This window comes from Opitutaceae bacterium (genome assembly GCA_015075305.1).
In the GTDB taxonomy this organism is placed as follows: Bacteria; Verrucomicrobiota; Verrucomicrobiia; order Opitutales; family Opitutaceae; genus UBA6669.
The window spans coordinates 348440-367817 of sequence record JABTUS010000007.1; the positions used below are offsets into that span (position 1 = coordinate 348440).

Here is a 19378-nt window from a genome sequence, read left to right on the forward strand (position 1 = left end):
CGCGGAGAATGTTGCCAGGCCCGGGGTCGTGCCGGTGGGATTCAGGTGTGGCTGGTTTTCGTCCTCCATCGCATCGATGGCTCTATCCATTGACACTTCTGGGCTGCATCTTTCTCGCGTCGGGCGGGAGTGAGGTTGCCGGACCAGGAATTCCAGGCTCGGACAAGCTGGCACATTATTTTGTGTTTGGCGCACTCGCGACCGGTGCGGTGCGCCTGGTTGAGCGTCGCCAGGCCTTCTGGGTGGTGCTGGCGGTTTCGTTGTACGGCGCGTCCGATGAATGGCACCAGAGCTTCACGGCGGGCCGGTCGGTTGAGTTTGCGGACTGGCTTGCCGATACGCTGGGTGCGATGACCGCAGTCTGGGCGTATCATGGGTGGCCGCTGTACCGGAGAATTCTCGAGACCCCTCTCTGCTTCAGGAGAAGAAAGCCGTGCATTGAAAATTCCGGCAACGACCGCTCCAATGTAACCGAATGACATCCAAGGAAGCCCAGAAGCGCATGATTGACCTGCGGGCGGAAGTGTCGCGTCACGACGCGCTCTACTATCGCGAGGCGCGCAGTGAGATCTCCGACTTTGAATATGACCGTCTGAAGCGCGAACTCGCCGATCTCGAGCGCGCCCACCCGAAGGAGACCGCCGCCCTGGGAGCCGAATCTCCGACCCATCGAATCGGAGACGATCGAGCCGAGGGTTTCCAGCGGGTGCGGCACCTGACGCCGATGACAACGCTCGAGAACACCTACGACGAACTCGAACTGCGGGAGTTCGATCTGCGTCTGCAGCGGCTCCTCGGAAAGTCCGATCTGGCCTTCACCGTCGAACCCAAGGTCGATGGCGCATCCATCAGCCTCACCTTTGAAAAGGGAAGATTCACGCGGGCCGTCACGCGCGGGGATGGCGAGGAAGGCGATGACGTCACCGCCAATGTCAGCCGGATCGCCTCCCTGCCGAGGGTGCTGACGCCTGGCAGCGCTGATGCGGCGATACCGGAGCTCGTTGAGATTAGAGGAGAAATTTTCCTGCGGTTTGAGGAGTTCAATCGAATCAACCAACTGCAGGAGGAAGCTGGTGGAGAGCGCTATGCGAATCCCCGCAATCTTGCGTCTGGCACGCTCAAGCTGCTCGATCCGACGATCGTCGCGCAGAGGAGCCTTGAACTCGTGGTCTATGGGCTCGGCGCGTGCGAACCACCCGCGCTGAAGACACAGTCAGCCTTGCATTCCGCGCTCAGGGCGTGGGGGTTGCCCGGCCTGGATACGGTGGTGCGCGTGACCGGCATCGATGCAGTGTGGAAGGCGATCCAGAATTTGGATACGGCTCGCTCATCGCTCCCCTTTGCGACGGATGGCGCGGTGGTGAAACTCGATGAATTCAGCCAGCAGCGCGAGGCGGGCTATCGGGGGGAGGGGGAGCGGGCCCGCAAGCTTTCGCCACGCTGGGCGTGCGCCTTCAAGTTTGCCCCCGAGCAGGCGGAGACGCGCCTGCGCGAAATCACGATCCAGGTTGGTCGCACCGGCGTGCTCACTCCCGTCGCTGAACTCGACCCCGTACTGCTTGCAGGCTCCACCGTCTCACGAGCGACGCTGCACAATCGCGATGAGATTGCCAGAAAGGACATCCGCATCGGCGACTTCGTGCTCGTTGAAAAGGCGGGTGAAATCATTCCCGCCGTGATCGGAGTGAACCTCGAGCGTCGCACACCCGAGTGTCTGCCGTACCAGTTCCCCAGCCTGTGCCCGGCCTGCAATACGCCTGTCGTGCAATGGGAGGGGGAGGTGGCCTGGCGCTGCCCAAATGAATCCTGTCCGGTGCAGGTCAGGCGACGCGTGCAGCACTTCGCATCGAAGGCGTGCGTCGACATCGACGGGCTTGGAGAGGCGATGGTGGACACGCTTGTGGAGAAAGGATGGGTGAGCCGGATTTCGGATCTGTACCGGCTCCGTCGCGACGATCTGCTGAGCCTCGGCAAGAGCGTGGCCAGGTCGACGGACAAGCTTCTGGCTGCGATCGAGAAGAGCAAGACCGCCGAGCTCTGGCGGTTCGTGCATGGGCTCGGGATTCCGTATGTCGGCGCCGCATCGGCCAAGGATCTCGCCGCGCACTTCGGAGGCCTCGAGGCACTCGTCGAATCGAGACACGCTGATTTTCTCGGCGAAGGAAAGGAGACGGTCATCCCGGGGATCGGCGAAACCATGGCGCTGGCCATTCTTGATTTTTTCAACAAGCCGGGGAATCGCGCCTTGATTTCAGATCTGGTGTCGGCGGGCATTCATCCGACGCCGCCGGCCGCCAAAGCCTCCGTGGGTACCGCGCTGGAGGGAAAAACCATCGTGCTCACAGGCACGCTTCCCACGCTCACGCGCGAGGAGGCGACTGCGCGGATTGAGGCCGCCGGTGGAAAAGTCAGCGGCAGCGTGAGCAGGAAAACCAGCTACGTTCTCGCGGGAGAGGAAGCCGGTTCCAAGTTGGAAAAGGCGAAATCGCTGGGCATCCCGATTCTTTCCGAAGCCGAGTTCCGGTCGCTGCTTGGTGAATAGACCGCCGCGTCTGTTGCCGCCGGACCAGGTGCTTGGCCGGCGATCAACCCGGAGGCCAGCTCATCGAACGACCCCCAAGCAGATGGACATGCAGGTGGGGCACGCTTTCTCCTCCATCCGGACCGTTGTTGATGACGATGCGGTAGCCCTTGGAGAGATGGAGAGTTCTTGCGAGCGCGGCGGCGGTCAGCAGGAGGTGCCCAAGGAGGGACTGATTTTCCGGAGGGACCTCGCCGATTCTGGGGAAAGGGGTTTTGGGAATGATCAGGACATGCACGGGCGCCTGCGGTGCGATGTCATGGATGGCGATGCACTTGTCGTCCTCGTGCGCAATTTTCGCGGGAATCTCACGATCGATGATCTTCTGAAAGAGGGTCTTTGCCATGACGCGGTTCTAGCGGAGTCATGACCTGAATCGAGGCGAATCACCGCCGCCGCGTTCGCAGCGGAGCTGCTCAGAGAAACAGGAGATTCAGGCTCGCGGACTTCAATGTGCGCGCCGCGGCGAGTGAACGAATGAAGGCGAGCGCCTCATCGTAGTCGCGTTTCCTAGCCGGACTCCTGCGTTTGTTGTCGGGCAGAAGGGCTGGGCGAAGATTTGTGATCAGCAGTGTCGCCTCGCGATAGGGAGCGAGCTGCTTGAGGCCGGTCATGATTTCAGCGCGTGTAAAGAGGGGAGTGGCTGACACCAGGGTGGCCGCGGCGTCCCAGTGAAAGAAGCCGTGTGCGGGACTGCGTCCAAAGAACCTCGCGAGCAGATCGGCGGCTGCGGCGGTGAATGCGGCGTCGTAGAGATCCGCGGACTCGGGTTCGCGCTGCGTCCGCGATTCCAGCTCAGCGAGACTGAAGGCGATGGCGTCCCTGATCTGCCGGGCGAGGTAGAGGTCGTGCCCGGTGACCTGGGCGAAGAGCGCGTTGATGAGATGCAGACGGCGCAGGTCGGCGGATGGTACGTTTCTCACTTCAGTGAAGAAAGCCGGATGAATCCGGGACGCGTAGAATCGATTCCCGCGCGGCGCCGGCGGTTCGGATCAGTCCGCCTGATCCCGGGGCTCGTCGCCTGGAGAAGGCTGGTGAAGCAGGCTGATCTCCTCGACGAATTCGCCGACGTCGCGGAATTCCTTGTACACGCTGGCGAATCGGACGTACGCGACCTGGTCGATGTTGCGAAGGCGCTGCATGACGCCGTCACCGATCGCATGCGATGGCACCTCGCTGTCGAAGCGGGCCTCCATGGCGTCGAGCACGTCGTCGATGAGCATGGAAATCTGCTCGGCGTCGATGGGCCGCTTGTGGCAGGCCGCCCGCACGGCGCGGACGAGCTTGTCGCGGTCGAAATCCTCCCGCCGGCCGTCCCGTTTAAGCACGACCATGCCGTCGCGCACGTGGGTCTCCGTGGTCGTGAAGCGATGGCCGCACTCGAGGCATTCGCGCCGGCGCCGGATGGTCGACCCCTCGCGTCCGATGCGGGAGTCGATGACCTTGTCCTCAATCGAAGTGCACTTGGGGCAACGCATGATTCTCTTGTGACCGACCCGCCTCAGCAAAGTTCAAGAAAGTTGCGCAGGATGCGCATGCCGTCCTGCGTGGCGATGCTCTCAGGGTGGAACTGGACGCCCCAGACGGGAAGCTGCCGGTGACGCAATCCCATCACTTCGCCCTCTGCGGTTTCCGCCGTGATTTCGAGCGCCGCGGGCAGGGAGGAGCGCTCGACCAGCAGCGAGTGGTAGCGGGTGGCGGCGAATCCCTGCGGCATGCCGCGGAAAACATCGGTGTCCTTGTGGAGAATCGGCGAGGTCTTTCCATGCATGAGACGCTCCGCTCGAACAACCCGGCCTCCGAAATGATGGCCGATCGACTGATGCCCGAGACACACGCCCAGCAGCGGAACCCTGCCCGCAAAGGCGGCGATCATGGCGAGCGAGACACCCGCCTCAGCCGGTGAGCAGGGACCGGGGGAAATGAGCACTCGTGCCGGCTTGAGCTTCAGTGCTTCCTCGGGGGTGATCTCATTGTTTCGAAACACCCGCTGCTCCGCGCCCAGTTGCCCGAAACACTGGACGAGGTTGTAGGTGAACGAGTCGAAGTTATCGATGACAAGAAGCACGGCAGTCGTTCAGCGATACATTCGAGCGCCGCGCGGGTCAAGCGGGGCCCGGAGTCAACCGATGGCAAAACGCAAACGAGCATACGAGTTGCGGCACGACATTGCTCCCGCGGTTGCCTTCCTGTCCCGGACGCTTTGCCTTGATCTATCCGCCTTCCTCTGACGCTTTCCCATCATCCGGCATGCCGACAACCCGCAATCCTCGATCTCCGTCCGAGCCGCTTCCACCGGGCTCGGGAGCTGCGGTTGTTGACACGGGCTTCATTCCGACGCGGGCGAAACTGCTCGAGGTTGCTGCGTTTCTCGACCGGGTGGAGCGCCATGCCGTGGCGGGTGATTTTCGTTGTGAGGCGCTGCGGGAGGCGGCGCGCCTGCTTGTCGACGGACGCCCTGAGCGTGCGCGGCGCATTCTGGAGAAACTGAGCGATCCGACCTCCGATCCGGAGGCGGTTTCGTCCGGCAAGGCCGCGCTCGGGGCCTGGCGTCCCGCGGGCAGATGAAGTTTCGCGATGCGCTACATTGAACCACACGGCCACATGGTGAGCCGCACAACGGACGACTACCAGGCCATGGTGGCGGCTGGCTGTGCGGCGGTGTGCGAACCCGCGTTCTGGGCGGGCTATGACCGCGGATCGGCGGACGGGTTTCGCGACTACTTTCGCCAGTTGACGGAGTACGAGCCTGCGCGCGCCGCCAAATTTCTTCTGCCGCACTATTCCTGGCTCTGCATCAATCCGAAGGAGGCCGAGGACCTCAGCTGGCGGCGGACGTGCTGGCGATGATCCCGGAGTTTCTTGGCCGGGCGAATGTCCCGGGCATTGGTGAGATTGGGTTGAACCGCAACACGCGCAATGAACTCAAGGTGCTCGAGCAGCACGTCGACCTCGCGGTGCGCCACGATCAGCTCATTCTGGTGCACACGCCGCACCTTGAGGACAAGCGGAAGGGGACGCAGCTCATTGTCGACCTGCTTCGCTCGCACAAGGGCGTGAAGCCGGAACGCGTGATCATCGATCATGTCGAGGAGCACACGATCCAGCTCGTATTGGACAATGGATTCTGGGCGGGCATCACGCTTTATCCCGATTCGAAATCCTCGCCGCCGCGCGCGGTCGACATGCTCGAGATCTGCGGTCGCGACCGCATCTGGCTGAATTCCGCGTGCGACTGGGGCGTGAGCGATCCGCTCGCCGTTCCAAAGACGGCGCTGGAAATGCGCCGCCGCGGGTATGGCGCGGATTTTGTGGATCAGGTGCTGTTTCAGAATCCGCTGAGATTCCTGTCCCAGTGCCCGCGGTTTGTCCTCAGCCAGCCTGCCGGATGAAACTCAATCACGGGCTTCATCTCGCCTACTGCACCAACGTCCATCGAGGCGACACCTGGGAGGAAACCTGGCGCGCGCTGCGGGATCACACGCTTGCGGTCAGGCGGCGCGTCGCCCCGGGCCGCAGTTATGCCATCGGCCTGAGACTCAGCCACCGTGCGGCCGGTGAACTGGCCCAGGGCGACAACCTGAACGCGTTTCGGCGCTGGCTCGATGCGGAGGACTGCTATGTTTTCACCATCAACGGATTTCCCTACGGCAGTTTTCACGGGAAGCGCATCAAGGAGCAGGTCTATGCGCCGGACTGGTCGACTCCGGAGCGGGTTGCGTACACTTCGCTGCTGTTCGATCTCCTTGCGCAATTGCTGCCCAAGGGAGTCGCCGGCAGTGTCAGCTCGGTGCCTGGTTCCTTCAAGCCGTGGATAGTTCTGAATGCGGAGAGGCGGGCGGCGATTTTCCGGAATCTCATCCAGGCCGGCCGCCATATTGCGGAACTTTCGGAACGAAGCGGATGCGATCTTCACCTCGGCCTGGAGCCGGAGCCCTGCTGCCAGTTTGAGACATCGGAGGAGACCGTGAAGTTTTTCGACGACTGGAGGCAGTCGGATCCCGCGGTTGACGCGGAGAAGCTCCTCAGGCGCGTGGGGGTCACCTACGACTGCTGTCACCTGGCGGTTGAATACGAGTCGGCGCGCGTGGCGCTCAATCGGCTGCGTGACGCCGGGCTGCGCCTGAGCAAGCTGCACATCAGCTCCGCGCTTCGCCTGGTGCCGGACAAGGAGGGGCTGGCGGCGGTGGCGAAGTTCGACGAACCCGTCTATTTCCACCAGGTTGTGGCCGAGGAGCTGAGAAACAACCATCGCCGCCGGTATGTGGACCTTTCCTATGCGGTGGCCGACATGGAAGGCTGCATTCCCGATGACGAATGGCGCGTGCACTTTCACCTGCCGCTTCATGCCGCGCCGGGTAGTCCATTCATGGATACACGCGACCATGTGCTTGAGGCGTTCGACTGGCTGGCGGCCAGTCCCGGGGCGATCGAGCATGCGGAGATGGAGACCTACACCTGGGAGGTGCTGCCGCGCGGGCTCCGCCTGGGCATCGAGGAGCAGCTTGTGAGGGAGTATGCGTGGACCCTTCGCGGGCTCGCGGCGCGCGGTCTTGCCGACGAAGCGCTCGCAACGGCGGTTGAGAGGGAATGCGGTTCGCGATGACCCTGGTGGAAGGCCCTGCGCGCGGTCCGTTTGGAATCTGGCTCGACCTAGCGCGGGCCGGCAATTTCCCCTCGATATGGAGCAACGCCCTTGCGGCGCTGGTGCTCTCGGCTCCGCTGGCGGGGGCGCTGCCGTCGCCAGGGCTGGCTGCGCTTGCGTTTCTGGCGGGCAGCCTGGCGTACGCCGGCGGAGCGACGCTCAACGATGTCGTCGACCTTGAGTTCGACCGCAGGCATCGGCCCGAACGCGCGATTCCGCGCGGCAGCGTGGGGCGGGCGACCGCGGCTTGGCTGGGTGCGGCACAGCTTGCCGCGGGACTCGGACTGCTGGTCTTCCTGGGGGCGGCGCCGCTGGCGGTGCTTGGGCTCGGTGCAGTGATTCTTTTCTACGACTGGCTGCACAAGCGCTGGGCGGGCTCCGTGGCGCTGATGGCGGGCTGCCGGATCCTGCTCGCAGTGTCGATCGGCACGCTTCCCCGGCAGGAGATGCGCACGGCCTTTGTCCTCTGGCTTGCCGGACTGTTCCTTTACATCGTGATCCTCAGCCTGCTGGCGCGTCGGGAGCACCGTCCGGGCGTTTCCTCGGGGCGGCTGGATCGGATGGTCAGGCGCCTGCTCGCCTTCATTCCGCTGGTTGACGCCCTGGCATTGCTTGTAATTGCGGCCTGGATACCCGCGCTGTGCTGTGCAGTGGCGGTTCCCCTTGGACGCTGGGCGCAGCGCCTCGCCGCGTCGAGCTGAGTCCCTGGCACGTGGCGGCATGTGGGCGGAGCGCCTGATGCGGCGTGCGCCTGGGGAGGGGTGCAATGCGGCCTTGCTGTCATCCGGAGGTTGTGGGCTATATTGCGACCCGCCCATGGCAGAAATACTGAATTCGGTTTCTTTTCCCATTCCGGTGAGACAGGAGCACCGGCTGATCATCACGCGGGACGTGTTCGATTCAGGGAACGAGGTGTTAGGCGGGGTGCTGACGCCGAGGGAGCTGGGCGAGCAGGTGCGGGCGCTGGTCTTTTGGGACCGCGGGCTGGAAAAGGCGTTTCCAGGGTACGGTGCGCGCATCTCGGCGTGGTTTTCCTCTCGCAGCGAGGGCGTCCACCTCGCCGCTGCTCCCGTGGGACTGGATGGCGGGGAGCGGGTGAAGAACGACTTCAGCCAGCTCGAGCGCATCTGGCGGGTGATTGAGTCAGCCGGACTCTGCCGGCATTCGTACATTGTGGCGATCGGCGGCGGGGCCGTGCTCGATCTGGTGGGATTTGCGGCGGCGACCGCGCACCGCGGGATTCCGCTGGTTCGTCTGCCCAGCACGAGCCTGAGCCAGGGCGACGGCGGCGTCGGCGTGAAGAGCGGGGTGAACTATTTTGGAAAGAAGAACTGGCTCGGAGCCTTTGGCGTCCCGCACGCGGTGATCAACGACCTTTCGCTGCTGAAGGGCCTGCCGGAACGCGAGCGCCGTGTGGGCCTGGTCGAGGCCGTCAAGGTGGCGCTCATCCGCGACGCCCGTTTCTTCGAGTCGATCGCCGCCCAGGCCAGGGAGCTTGCGGCGTTCGAGACGGATGCGTTCGAGCGCGTGATCTGCGAGAGCGCGCGCCAGCACATCGAGCACATTGCAACGGCGGGGGACCCCTTCGAGCGCGGCTCGGCGCGTCCGCTCGATTTCGGCCACTGGGCCGCGCACAAGCTGGAGCAGTTGTCGCAGTTTGAACTGTCCCACGGCGAGGCCGTGGCGGTGGGCATGGCCATGGACCTCATCTATGCGCGCCGCGCCGGCCTGCTCAGCCGTCACGATTCGGACCGCGTGCTCGAACTTCTGCGCGACCTCGGTTTCGCGCTGTATTCGCCGCTGCTGGAGCTGCGCGGGCGCTCCGGATCTCGCCTGGTGCTCGACGGACTCGAGGAGTTTCGCGAGCATCTCGGGGGGCGGCTCTCGATTCCGATGATCCGCGCCCCCGGGCAGCGCATGGAGGTGCATGAGATGGATGGAAAATGCGTTGAGGCGGCGATCGACGAATTGAAGACGCGCCATGGCTGAGCGCACCGCGGTCATCAACGTCGTCGGACTGACCCCGCGTATCCTCGGTGCGGATACACCCAATCTGTCTGCGGCCTCCATGCGCGGCGGCCTCCTGCGCGTCAGGCCCGTGCTGCCGGCGGTGACCTGCACCGTGCAGAGCACCTACCTGACCGGACTGCCTCCCTCGGGCCACGGCTGCGTGGCGAACGGATGGTATGACCGGACGCTGGCGGAGCATCATTTCTGGAAGCAGTCGAATCACCTGGTCGAAGGGCGCAAACTCTGGGAGACCCTGCGCGACCGGCGTCCCGGATACACGTGCGCAAAGCTGTTCTGGTGGTACAACATGTACTCGAGCGCCGACTGGACGATCACCCCCCGTCCCATGTACCCGGCCGACGGACGGAAGGTCTTCGACATCTACACGCAGCCGATGGACATGCGGGAGCGGATCAAGGCGGATCTCGGCGAGTTTCCTTTTCCGGCGTTCTGGGGTCCGATGGCGGGCATCGCCTCCTCGGAGTGGATTGCGCGTTCGGCGGAGTGGATTGAGGAGCGCCACCGGCCGGACCTGTCGCTCGTCTATCTGCCGCACCTCGACTACAATCTGCAGCGACTCGGACCCGACGATCCGCGCCTTCGCGAGGATGTGCGCGCGATCGATCGTCTGGCGGGAAGGCTCATCGACGGATTTGCGGCGCGAGGCGTGGGAACGATCGTGCTTTCGGAGTATGGCATCACAGCGGTGAAACGATCGATCGCCCTCAACCGGATTTTTCGCGCGAAAGGCTGGATCGCGATCAAGGACGAGATGGGGCGGGAGTTGCTGGATTGCGGGGCGAGCCGGGCATTCGCCATCGCCGACCACCAGGTGGCGCACATCTATGTGAAGGATGCCTCGATGATCGGCGAAGTGAAGGCGGAGATTGAGAACATCGATGGTGTTTCCCGCGTGCTCGATGCCGCCGCCCAGCGGACGGAGGGCATCAACCATCCGCGCTCGGGCGACCTGGTGGCCTATGCCGCGGAGGATTGCTGGTTTTCGTACTACCATTGGAACGACGATCGAAAGGCTCCCGATTTTGCCCGGTGCGTCGACATCCACCGCAAGTATGGGTATGACCCCGTGGAGCTGTTTGTGAATCCGTCGCTCGCCTTCCCCAAGGCGCGCGCCGCGATCATGCTGCTGCGCAAGAAGCTCGGCTTTCGCATGCTGATGGATCTGATCCCGCTCGACGCCTCGCTCGTGCGCGGATCGCACGGCGCATGTCCGTCGGATTCGCGCGAATGGCCGGTGTTGATTGGCACGGGTGGACGAGAGGGCGATGAACCGATTTCAGCGATGGATGTGCACGCGAGGCTCCTGGATGCCTGTCTGAGGTGATCCGCGCAAACGCGCTCAGATCAGGGCGTGGGATTTGACGGGGGCGATTTCAGAGAAAAATCCGGCAGCGAAAGGAACCTCACCACGGGTTGATGCCAGAGCGCCTCGTCGGATGGGCTGTCAAGTTCGACGCGAAACTCCCTCACGTCCGACCGGTCGACCCCCTGCATGAGATCGACGAAATCGTGATGCGATTCGATGAAGGGGCGGACAAGAAAACCGGATGCGCTCTGGGTGGAGATGAGACGAAAATACTGCTCGCGCCCGTCCGACATGACAACGATGAGGCGCGGCTGGTAGGCGTGGTAGAGAAAGGCGTTGATGCGACCGAACGCGGTTGGCTTGAGGTCCACCTCCATCCAAAGAGCCAGCCCATTGGCGGGCGGCACCGCGATGCGCTCGCCAAACGCCGGTGACAGTTCGCCGATTAGCGGCGCGGCTCTGGCAGATGCGATCGGAAGGTTGATCGAGGATTTGCGCTGAAGCAGCGCCTGATCGGGGGAGTTCTCCACCACGACATAGCGGCGCGCAATCTCCAGCAGGGCGAGGGAGTCCTCCTGTCCGGGGTAGCGCTTGTCGATCACCTTCAGCCGCAGTGCGACGAAATCCGGAGCATTGTCGGATCGATAGAAGGCCGCATTTTTTTCGAGCAGCACGCGGGTGTACGCGGTGTAGCTCTGGATGATGGGGCGGGAGCGGTAGTTGAGTCGATTGAGCAGCAGCAGTCCCTGTTCGAAGGTGAATAGGTCGATGCTCGATCGACCCACCTTGGAAACGAGCGCCGGATCGGCTGAACTCCTGGCTGCTGAGTCGAGAGCTGCATTGAATCTGGCTGTCCATGCATCGAGGTGGGTGAGCTGGTAGGGGAAGCGCGTGATGCGCCTCCATGCGGTCAGCGGTCCATGTGCCGCAAGGAGCGGACTGGTCAGAATGACACCAGTAATGCAGGCGATGATCGAGAGATCGTGAAGCACCGGCCTTGCCGGTGCGGGAAGTTCCATCGTGAGGAAGACGCCGAAGAAAAGGCAGAAGTAGAAGAAGCCAAAGACATGCTCGTCGGCGCGGGTGAAGCCCTGTTTCCATGCGATGAACCACTGCGTGACGGCGAACAGGATCACGGCAGTCCTGAGGCCGCGGGAACGATCGGATCGCGCGATGGCGACCGTCAGCAGCAGCGCCTGCGCGATGACCCAGACGGCGATCGCGGCGATGTGGCCGGATGGCTCGACCGCCATCGCCCAACTGTAGCCGCGGCTGATTTCCAAGCTGAGACGGACGCACTCGGGCAGGTCTGAAAGCCGCTGGCCGGCCGCCAGCCAGAACAGGAGGAAAAGCAGGCTGTATCCAAGAAGCAGCGACAATGCCAGCCGCCACCGCTTCTCCCACAAGTGCAGCGCGCAGGAAATGCCGATGGCGCAGGCGGCCTGCATGCAGAATACAAATTTGAAATGGGAGAACAGGCCGAGCCAAACCAGTGCAACCAGGCGTTTCCACCAGGGCACATCGGCCGGCAGCAGCCAGGCCAGCCCCAGGAGGGCAACCGCGACCGAAGCCGCATTGTCGAAGAAAGGCGCGCCGGCGACGAGAAGCAGGAGAAGCAGCCAGCGCCTGGGTCCCGCATACTGCGCCGCCAGGAGGACGAGGGTGCAGGCGAGCAGGAGCTTGCCGCCGATTTCCCACAGGAACTTCATCCCCAATGCGCCGGGCTCGTATCCGCTGAGGCTCAGGAACCCCAGGGGTCCGCAAGTGGAGGCGATTTCCGATCCGAAGTGACGTTTCTGAAGGTGGGCGTCGACGAGGACCGAATGCCAGGACTCCAGGCCGGTCACGATGGGGCCGGGCAGGTGCACGCTGGCGAGCCAGAGGGCCAGGGTGAGTGGAACGAGCAGGAAGCTTTTTGCGCCGGAAAACGCTGGAAGGAACCCGGCTGCGGGGGGATGCATTCGGGCTCCATGCGAGACGGAGCGATGAGAAAGGCGAGAACGAATGTTTGACCTGAAGCGAGGGATTGCCACCTCACCCGAGGTCATGTTCGGTGGCCTCTGATGTCAGAGGCCGCGCATTTCCAACTGCTTGTCACCGATTCCGCGAGCGCCGCTCGTCGTGGCCGCCTGCGCACCCGCCATGGCGTGGTTGAGACACCGGTGTTCATGCCGGTGGGCACACAGGGAACCGTCAAGGCCGTCACCCCGGCGCATCTGCACGAGATCGGCGCCCGGATCATTCTCGGCAACACCTATCACCTCAACCTCAGGCCCGGCAGCGACCTCGTGCGCGATCTTGGAGGGCTTCATGCGTTCATGGGATGGGACGGCCCGATCCTGACCGACAGCGGGGGCTTTCAGGTTTTCTCGCTGGCGAAGCTGAGGGAGATTCGCGACGACGGCATTGCGTTTCAATCGCACGTCGACGGCGCGCGGCTTTTCCTTGGGCCGCGGGAGGTGATGACGATCCAGCGCAACCTTGGGAGCGACATCGCCATGGTCATTGACGAATGCCCGCCCTGGCCCTGTGAAAAGGACGCCTGCGCCGCGGCTGTCGCGCGCAGCCACCGGTGGGCATCCCAGTGCAGGCAGATCGCCGTCGACAGCGGATTTCTGGCGGCGGGCCACCATGTCTTCGCAATTGTGCAAGGGTCGACGTTTGACGACCTCAGACGCGAGGCCGCGGAGGCGCTGGCGGCGCTTGATTTTCCGGGCTATGCTGTGGGAGGTGTGAGTGTGGGCGAGCCGGAGCCGGAGATGCTCAAGCAGGTTGGCGCCACAACGCCGTTTCTGCCGAAGGAAAAGCCACGGTATGTGATGGGACTTGGGACGCCACCGCAGCTCCTGAAGATGGTGGCTCTCGGCGTCGACATGTTTGACTGCGTGATGCCGACGCGCGTGGCGAGGAACGGCCTGGTGTTCACGGCGGATGGACCGATGAACATTCGAAACGAGCGCTTTCGCAGGGATCCCCGTCCGCTTGTTGAGGGCTTGGACAATTACACGCGCCGCTTCTCACGCGCGTATCTGCGCCACCTGCAGCTCGCGGGCGAGATGCTAGCGGGCACGCTGCTGACAATCCACAACCTGCATTTCTACATTGATCTCATGGGGCAGGCGCGGGCCCACATTGAGGCGGGTGACTTCATGCCCTGGAGCCGCGCCTGGATCGAACGGTACGAAGCCGGCGCGGCTGGCAAAGGGGGCTGACGGGCAATCAGCGCATCAGTTCGGGCGGGAACTTCGCCGCCGGGCTGCCGCTGGCGCGCCGCAGGTTTTGAGGATGGCCGATGTCCGGACGCAGCGGCATTTCCGTGCCGTGGGAGGCCTCGAGGCGCGAGAAGAGCCGTTTGTTGTAGCTTTGGATCAGGCTCTGCAGTGACGGTTCGAAGATCAGGTTCTTCGTCTCGCCGGGATCATTGGCGAGATCGTAGAATTCGTCGATGTCCCAGAGGCCGTGAACGTGGATGTACTTGTAGCGGCCGTCCCGAATGGCGTGCAGGGTGGGTGTCTGGGGAAAATTGCGCTCCCAGAAATATTCATAGAGCACCTCGTTGTTCCAGTTCATCCGCTCGCCCTTCATGATCGGCCAGAAGCTGTGGCCGTCAATGTTCGGCATCGTTTCCCTGACGCCGGCGGCCTGGAGAAAGGTGGGGGCGAAGTCGATGTTGGCGACCACTTCATTGACCACGGTGCCGGGCTTGATGACGGAAGGGCACTGCATGATCAGAGGCACGCGCATGGATACCTCGTAGGCGGTGCGCTTGTCGATCAGACCCTGTTCGCCGAAGGCGAAACCATTGTCGCCCGCGTATACGACAAGCGTGTCCTCGAGCTGCCCGCGATCCTTCAGGGCCGCCAGCACGCGGCCGACGCTGTCGTCGACGGCGAGCAGTGTTTCGCAGTAGCTGCGGTAGTAGTTCTCGATGTTGAGGTCGGTGTGGTAGGGGAAGTCGACGCCATGCCAGGAGTTGCGCTGGTTCTGGACCCACATCGGCGCGTGTTCGTGATGATCGCGCGATTCGGGCACCGGAATCGGCTTGTTCTTGTAGCGACCGACATGGCGGGGGGCGGGCACGAACTGCGAGTGAACGGCCTTGTGGGAAAGGTAGAGGAAGAACGGCTGGTCCTTGGGCATGCTCTTCAGCCAGTCGACCGCGTAGTCGGTCAGTTCATCGGTGATGTAGCCCTTCTGGGGCACGAGCTTGCCGTCCACATTGAGCTGGTTCGTGGCACCCTTGGACACGTGGTCGGTGCCGCGGTTGTCGGGCCAGTATTCCCCCTGTCCGCGAAAACTCACCCAGCGGTTGAATCCGCGCTGGGGACCGGCGTCGCCCCCGCCCATGTGCCACTTGCCGAAGAAGCCGGTGCGGTACCCGGCGCGCTGCAGCACCTGCGGGAAGAACAGCAGGTCACCGCGCACGGGGTTGTTGTTGTCGATGACACCGTGGTTGTGCGCGTAGAGCCCGGTGAGGATCGACGCGCGGCTCGGCGAGCAGAGCGCGGTGGTGACAACGGCGTTCTTGAGGTAGGCGCCGTTGCGGGCGAGTGAGTCGAGGTTGGGTGTCTCGAGAAAGGGATGCCCGACGAAGCCCATGGCGTCGTAGCGATGATCGTCGGCGAGGATGAAGATGACATTGCGCGGCGCGGCGTGGATCGCCGTGCTCAATGCGAGCAGCAGGGCAAGGAGGAGCGGGCAGGTTCTCAAGGATTTCGCAGGGTGCATGGGTGGATGGATGGATGTGTCGGATTCGTGGGCGTGGTGGGTTGGGGCGCAGTTGATGCAGCTCGGAGGTCGGAGCGATCTGCGCCGGTTGAACGAAGCTTACAGGGATAACCCGCGTTTCTGCGGGTGTACAACCCCAATTCCTGGGATGCTTTACAGATCAAGCGACGACAGCCTTGCCATGGCATGAATGGCGGTTTTTGGTGGCGCGCCCGCCCCTGCATACCCGCTCCATGGAACATCAAGTTGACTCTTCACCTGAAGTGATCCGCTCGCGCATCGCATCACGTTTTCACCGCCCGCTCGCATGGGTGGTGCTTTTTGTCGCGGCCCTGCAACCCGCGGTCGCCGAGGCGGCGACTCTGCCGCCGGTCGTCGGACCTCACGAGAGAATCTCAGCAGCGGACCGTGCGTCGGAAATCGGCTATTTCGGCACCTGTCCGGAAAGCCCGGATGGGCGGACGATCGCGTATGTGCTGTATGACGGACGACCGGTTGCGGGTGGATCCAAGTTTTCAGGCGGGGGCCTGTACCTGTGCGACATTGACCGCAAGCATCATGTCAAGATTAGGGACATCGAAAACATCCGGTGGGAGGACGGCGCCGGTGTGATCTGGCTCGACAACGACACGCTCGGCTATCTGGCCTATGAGCAGGATTTGCCGGTCACGTACATCGTCGATCGGAGCGGGCGCGTTTTGAAGGGGCCGATCGAGGCGTACATTGGTCACGGCGACGCACCGGATGGATGCATTGCGATGTCCGTTGACAAGCGGCAGTATCCCAAGGGCAGCAGTCTGGGTTCGAATGGAATCTACCTGTACAAGGCGGGCGGGATCACGAAAATCATCGATGCCGAACGGGATCTTGGAGGGTTGAAGGATCGGCTGGATGGAAGCGATGATCCGCGTGAATGGAACTATTTCCATGCACAGCTCAGTCCCCGTGGAACGCTTCTTTCGATAAGGCTGGATACCGAACTGGGCAAACAGCACCTGGTGACGTGCCGTGTCGATGGCACGGATGTCAGGCTTTTCGGTGGACCGCGAAAGCCGCTGCATCAGCAATGGTTTGATGACTCAACCATCTTTGGCCACGAGTTTGCTGCGAAACCGGCGGATGGCGGACCGCGCTTTCGTGCGAAGCTGTGGGACAGGGATGGAAACATTCTCCGGGTGCTGGCCGGTGTTGGAAATCATCCCGGCATATCCCCTGACAGGAAGTTCATAGCCACGGACAGCCAGTACGAAACCGAACCGGTCATCATCACGCTGTACCGGGTGGGCAGCACGGAGCCGCTGGCAATACTCATGCGGGAGCCGCCGGGGCCTGTGTGGAGAATGCGGACGCATGTAAACCCGGCGTTTTCACGCGACGGCCGATATGTTTATTTCAACAAGCCCGTCGGTGGAGTTCCCCAGGCCCATCGGGTGTTTGTTGGAGACTTGGTTCGTTCCGCGGACTGAGTGGCGACAGCGGAGGTTTGGGCTTTTGAAACTTCTCTGAAGTATCGAACGGAGGCTGCGTAAGCGCATTGGAACGCTATTCGTGACCACTGATTGGCCTTCACAGCGTTGCACTTGATACAAGGCCTCCTCTGCAGTCTTGTTTATCGATGCGATCGATCGTGACCTCGAAAAACAGGGTTTCCATTCCGGCCGAACTCTCTCGACGTTTTGGAATTTCGCCGGGTTGTCGTTTGGAATGGGTCCCTTTCGAGGCTACTGAGAACGAATTGATCGTCCGCATCATCCCCAAGCGAGCCGATCTCGCTCAGCGTTTGCTCGGGGCCGGGGCGTCGTGGGCGCCTAAACACGATGCGGTTGAGGAACTCCGCGCGGAGCGCTCGCGGGAGGGCTGACGAATGGTCCGCCTGCTTGGATGGTTCGGCCCCCGTCGCTCATTGCGGCAACGCATGGGAGATTTCGGTCAAACTGCGTGCAACTCCTGATCTGTCAGGGGACGCTGGACAGTGACCGTTTCTGGACAGTTCCAATTGTGAGTCTTCCCCGCGTCGGAGAGTGCGCTTCCGCGCCTGGGCTCACGTCAGGTTCACCCCGGCATAGAGGCTCGAGATCGGCAGACGGAACTGCAGCGACGGCAGGACCAGCTCATGACCCATGCCGAGGTGTTCCGGCTCCCAATCCCGTTCCCGGCGGAACAGTGTCGACAGGGGGGGTGCTCTGGCTCACCAGCAGGTACTCGCTCAAACTTGGCAGCCGGATGTAGCTGAGGAATTTCTCGCACCGGTCGAAGCGCTCCGTCTCCGGCGAGAATACTTCGGCGATGAACTGAGGACGGGTCTCGTAATAGCGCTGCGAGTCCTCCGGATCGCACGTCACGATGACATCGGGATAATAGAAAATGTCATCCCGTGCGATCTCCAGCCTCACCTATGTCCCCGGATCATTCCCCACCAGCAAACGGGGGCAGGCGCGATGTGTGCCACTAGGTTTCGCATTGTGCGTGAACGCGTGCGACTGGTGCATTATTGATATGATCCGCGACCAAACAGGTTTTTCGTGTCGCCTCGCTCATTCTTCTTCGTCGGTGGGGGATTGGGCTTTTCGGGACTCGACGATTTCTCGGGCTCCGGAGAAACGATCTCGGGCAGCCCGGCCCTACGGCGTTGTTCCACGATGTAGGCGACGTATTATTCAGGGTTTTCTTGTTTGCCCTCTCGGATGTTCCGGAGCACTCGCAGCCAATTCTCGTTCCACGACTTCATTGCGCCACCGGGTGGCTTGCCCTTTGACTCGCGAGCAATCGCCTCATCTGTTTCGCGGCTAAGTACGCTCCACGTGCGCTGCGTATCCCGCAAATAAGTCTTTCCATCCGCAGTCTTTCCGTAGTCGACTTCGTCATAGGGCGGCACCGCAGTACATCCTGGGAGGCATGCAATCAGAAGGCCAACAAGGAATAGATTTTTCATGGGTAGTTTCCGGTGTGGATTTTGGCGCGTGCGAGGATGTCGGCCAATCCTGACGCGTATTTGATAGGGTTGAGCGACGGTCCCCAGAGATTTGCGCCATCGCCCCAAGGCTGGATGTAATTCATCGTGCCGCCGTTGATTCGACCGGCTAGCCACGCACGCGGATAGCTGATCGCCGGGCTTCTCAGGTTCAATGTCGAACCACGCGGCACGCCGCCCTGCAGGATCGCATTGGTCACTGTCAACGTTCCTTGACTGTGAGCTGTAATCATGAGCGGACCGCTTGCCATCTGAAATGTCAGCCTTCGAAAACCGGCCGCCAACGAGTCTCCGACGCCGAATGCAATCTTCTGCCAGAATGACTGCACCAAGTCGTTGATGATACCTTGCGATGGGTTGAAGTACCCAATAGTTGGGAGCTTCGCGGTGTCTAATCTGATCTGCATTGCGGCTCTATCCCCCATGATTCCGTTTGTCGTGACACGATCGTAGTCAGCCGGGTTTCGCGACCCGCCATCTGGAAACATCGGTACTCCTTGCTCGCGGAGGTAGGTGTTTAGTCCCGTGAAAGTGACGTAACCGGCTGCTCCATAAATTGCTCCAGTGCGGAATCCATGGTGAAACTGGCCACCTTGCAATTCAGCACTAACTCCTCCTGCAACGCCGCCCATTGCGGACACCGCAGCGAGTTGCCTGACGTATTCGCGTGCGTCCGTGGGAATGTCGCCAATACCAAACTTGCCTGCAATGCCGCCGGTAGCCGCTCCGATTGCTCCTCCGATCGCTCCGGCCTTGAAGGCGTCTCCGATGCTGCCTCCGTTCAACAAGCTTCCGGCGAAACCGGAATAGGTGCCCCCGGCCATGCCTCCGGCGGCCGGGCCTGCAAAATAGGTTACCACGGCAGCGATTGCGAGGCCTGTCACCTGGCCATAGTATTGGTTGAACGCCTTGGGAGCGAACCAGTACTCGGGCATCGCCAAAATGTGCGGCCCTAGGAAAAACGCCTGCTTCAAAACATCGCTGAACTTGCGGTATCCGCTCGGATCCGTGAATCCCAGCGGGTTGTTCGCGACATACGAATACCTGTTGTACTCCTGTCCGTCGTTCGCATCGCCGACGAACGGGTCCGCGGTCAGAAACCTGCCCACGACCGGG

18 protein-coding genes and 1 pseudogene are annotated in these 19378 nt (G+C 62.4%); 10 read left to right on the plus strand and 9 right to left on the minus strand.

The genetic code is table 11. The annotated features are described in order from the left end of the window. The first annotated feature begins 8 nt into the window (after positions 1–8). Both HS122_15170 and ligA read left to right on the plus strand, forming a co-directional pair. Positions 9–479: a VanZ family protein gene (locus tag HS122_15170; protein ID MBE7539737.1), complete on the plus strand. Its 471-nt coding sequence runs from the start codon at positions 9–11 to the stop codon at positions 477–479. Further along, a complete protein-coding gene (gene ligA, locus HS122_15175) occupies positions 476–2542 on the plus strand; it encodes an NAD-dependent DNA ligase LigA (protein ID MBE7539738.1) in 2067 nt (688 codons plus the stop codon). The genes HS122_15170 and ligA overlap by 4 nt, the downstream gene beginning before the upstream one ends. Positions 2543–2585: 43 nt before the next feature. On the opposite strand, the gene HS122_15180 is transcribed toward ligA, so the two are convergent. From HS122_15180 to HS122_15195, 4 genes are all read right to left on the minus strand, one after another. Then, entirely contained in the window at positions 2586–2927 is a 342-nt protein-coding gene (locus HS122_15180) for an HIT domain-containing protein (GenBank protein ID MBE7539739.1), read from the minus strand. 70 nt (positions 2928–2997) lie between these two features. Further along, entirely contained in the window at positions 2998–3504 is a 507-nt protein-coding gene (locus HS122_15185) for a hypothetical protein (GenBank protein ID MBE7539740.1), read from the minus strand. 69 nt (positions 3505–3573) lie between these two features. Beyond that, a complete protein-coding gene (nrdR, locus tag HS122_15190; protein MBE7539741.1) occupies positions 3574–4059 on the minus strand; it encodes a transcriptional repressor NrdR in 486 nt (161 codons plus the stop codon). A 23-nt stretch (positions 4060–4082) separates the two neighbouring features. Continuing rightward, a complete protein-coding gene (locus HS122_15195; GenBank protein MBE7539742.1) occupies positions 4083–4649 on the minus strand; it encodes an aminodeoxychorismate/anthranilate synthase component II in 567 nt (188 codons plus the stop codon). A 182-nt stretch (positions 4650–4831) separates the two neighbouring features. Here HS122_15195 and HS122_15200 point away from each other — a divergent pair, with 182 nt between their 5' ends. The 6 genes and pseudogenes from HS122_15200 (at position 4832) to HS122_15225 (ending at position 10581) form a co-directional block, all read left to right on the plus strand. Beyond that, positions 4832–5149, plus strand: coding sequence for a hypothetical protein (locus HS122_15200; protein MBE7539743.1), 318 nt, complete (start codon positions 4832–4834; stop codon positions 5147–5149). A 9-nt stretch (positions 5150–5158) separates the two neighbouring features. Next, positions 5159–5973 (plus strand): annotated as a pseudogene (locus HS122_15205) (TatD family hydrolase). Then, positions 5970–7187, plus strand: coding sequence for a metabolite traffic protein EboE (gene eboE, locus HS122_15210; protein MBE7539744.1), 1218 nt, complete (start codon positions 5970–5972; stop codon positions 7185–7187). Before HS122_15205 ends, eboE begins: the two are co-directional and overlap by 4 nt. Beyond that, positions 7184–7927, plus strand: coding sequence for a UbiA family prenyltransferase (locus HS122_15215; protein MBE7539745.1), 744 nt, complete (start codon positions 7184–7186; stop codon positions 7925–7927). The genes eboE and HS122_15215 overlap by 4 nt, the downstream gene beginning before the upstream one ends. Before the next feature lie 115 nt (positions 7928–8042). Next, complete coding sequence (locus HS122_15220; protein ID MBE7539746.1) at positions 8043–9215, plus strand: 3-dehydroquinate synthase; 1173 nt, start codon at positions 8043–8045, stop codon at positions 9213–9215. Further along, on the plus strand, positions 9208–10581 hold the full coding sequence (locus tag HS122_15225; GenBank protein MBE7539747.1) for an alkaline phosphatase family protein: 1374 nt from the start codon (positions 9208–9210) through the stop codon (positions 10579–10581). Before HS122_15220 ends, HS122_15225 begins: the two co-directional genes overlap by 8 nt. A gap of 20 nt (positions 10582–10601) precedes the next feature. Here HS122_15225 and HS122_15230 read toward each other — a convergent pair whose 3' ends face one another. Then, entirely contained in the window at positions 10602–12524 is a 1923-nt protein-coding gene (locus HS122_15230; GenBank protein ID MBE7539748.1) for a hypothetical protein, read from the minus strand. 102 nt (positions 12525–12626) lie between these two features. Between HS122_15230 and tgt the strand changes: the two genes are divergently transcribed. After that, on the plus strand, positions 12627–13775 hold the full coding sequence (gene tgt / locus HS122_15235) for a tRNA guanosine(34) transglycosylase Tgt (GenBank protein MBE7539749.1): 1149 nt from the start codon (positions 12627–12629) through the stop codon (positions 13773–13775). Positions 13776–13782: 7 nt separating this feature from the next. Here tgt and HS122_15240 read toward each other — a convergent pair whose 3' ends face one another. Continuing rightward, positions 13783–15291: a sulfatase gene (locus tag HS122_15240; GenBank protein ID MBE7539750.1), complete on the minus strand. Its 1509-nt coding sequence runs from the start codon at positions 15289–15291 to the stop codon at positions 13783–13785. A 233-nt stretch (positions 15292–15524) separates the two neighbouring features. Here HS122_15240 and HS122_15245 point away from each other — a divergent pair, with 233 nt between their 5' ends. Further along, on the plus strand, positions 15525–16757 hold the full coding sequence (locus HS122_15245) for a hypothetical protein (GenBank protein MBE7539751.1): 1233 nt from the start codon (positions 15525–15527) through the stop codon (positions 16755–16757). Between the two features lie 645 nt (positions 16758–17402). Here HS122_15245 and HS122_15250 read toward each other — a convergent pair. From HS122_15250 to HS122_15260, 3 genes are all read right to left on the minus strand, one after another. Continuing rightward, on the minus strand, positions 17403–17684 hold the full coding sequence (locus tag HS122_15250) for a Uma2 family endonuclease (GenBank protein ID MBE7539752.1): 282 nt from the start codon (positions 17682–17684) through the stop codon (positions 17403–17405). A 260-nt stretch (positions 17685–17944) separates the two neighbouring features. Then, positions 17945–18223, minus strand: a complete 279-nt coding sequence (locus tag HS122_15255; protein MBE7539753.1) for a hypothetical protein — start codon at positions 18221–18223, stop codon at positions 17945–17947. Further along, positions 18220–19378 (minus strand): hypothetical protein (locus HS122_15260; protein MBE7539754.1); only part of this gene is annotated, 1159 nt, incomplete at its 5' end. The genes HS122_15260 and HS122_15255, both read right to left, overlap by 4 nt.

Excerpts from the sequence above, each read along its gene's own strand:
- HS122_15170 (MBE7539737.1), top strand. The coding sequence starts at position 9 with ATGTTGCCAGGCCCGGGGTCGTGCCGGTGGGATTCAGGTGTGGCTGGT.
- ligA (MBE7539738.1), top strand. The coding sequence starts at position 476 with ATGACATCCAAGGAAGCCCAGAAGCGCATGATTGACCTGCGGGCGGAA.
- HS122_15180 (MBE7539739.1), bottom strand. The coding sequence starts at position 2,927 with ATGGCAAAGACCCTCTTTCAGAAGATCATCGATCGTGAGATTCCCGCG.
- nrdR (MBE7539741.1), bottom strand. The coding sequence starts at position 4,059 with ATGCGTTGCCCCAAGTGCACTTCGATTGAGGACAAGGTCATCGACTCC.
- HS122_15200 (MBE7539743.1), top strand. The coding sequence starts at position 4,832 with ATGCCGACAACCCGCAATCCTCGATCTCCGTCCGAGCCGCTTCCACCG.
- eboE (MBE7539744.1), top strand. The coding sequence starts at position 5,970 with ATGAAACTCAATCACGGGCTTCATCTCGCCTACTGCACCAACGTCCAT.
- HS122_15215 (MBE7539745.1), top strand. The coding sequence starts at position 7,184 with ATGACCCTGGTGGAAGGCCCTGCGCGCGGTCCGTTTGGAATCTGGCTC.
- HS122_15220 (MBE7539746.1), top strand. The coding sequence starts at position 8,043 with ATGGCAGAAATACTGAATTCGGTTTCTTTTCCCATTCCGGTGAGACAG.
- HS122_15225 (MBE7539747.1), top strand. The coding sequence starts at position 9,208 with ATGGCTGAGCGCACCGCGGTCATCAACGTCGTCGGACTGACCCCGCGT.
- HS122_15230 (MBE7539748.1), bottom strand. The coding sequence starts at position 12,524 with ATGCATCCCCCCGCAGCCGGGTTCCTTCCAGCGTTTTCCGGCGCAAAA.
- tgt (MBE7539749.1), top strand. The coding sequence starts at position 12,627 with ATGTCAGAGGCCGCGCATTTCCAACTGCTTGTCACCGATTCCGCGAGC.
- HS122_15240 (MBE7539750.1), bottom strand. The coding sequence starts at position 15,291 with ATGCACCCTGCGAAATCCTTGAGAACCTGCCCGCTCCTCCTTGCCCTG.
- HS122_15245 (MBE7539751.1), top strand. The coding sequence starts at position 15,525 with ATGGAACATCAAGTTGACTCTTCACCTGAAGTGATCCGCTCGCGCATC.
- HS122_15255 (MBE7539753.1), bottom strand. The coding sequence starts at position 18,223 with ATGAAAAATCTATTCCTTGTTGGCCTTCTGATTGCATGCCTCCCAGGA.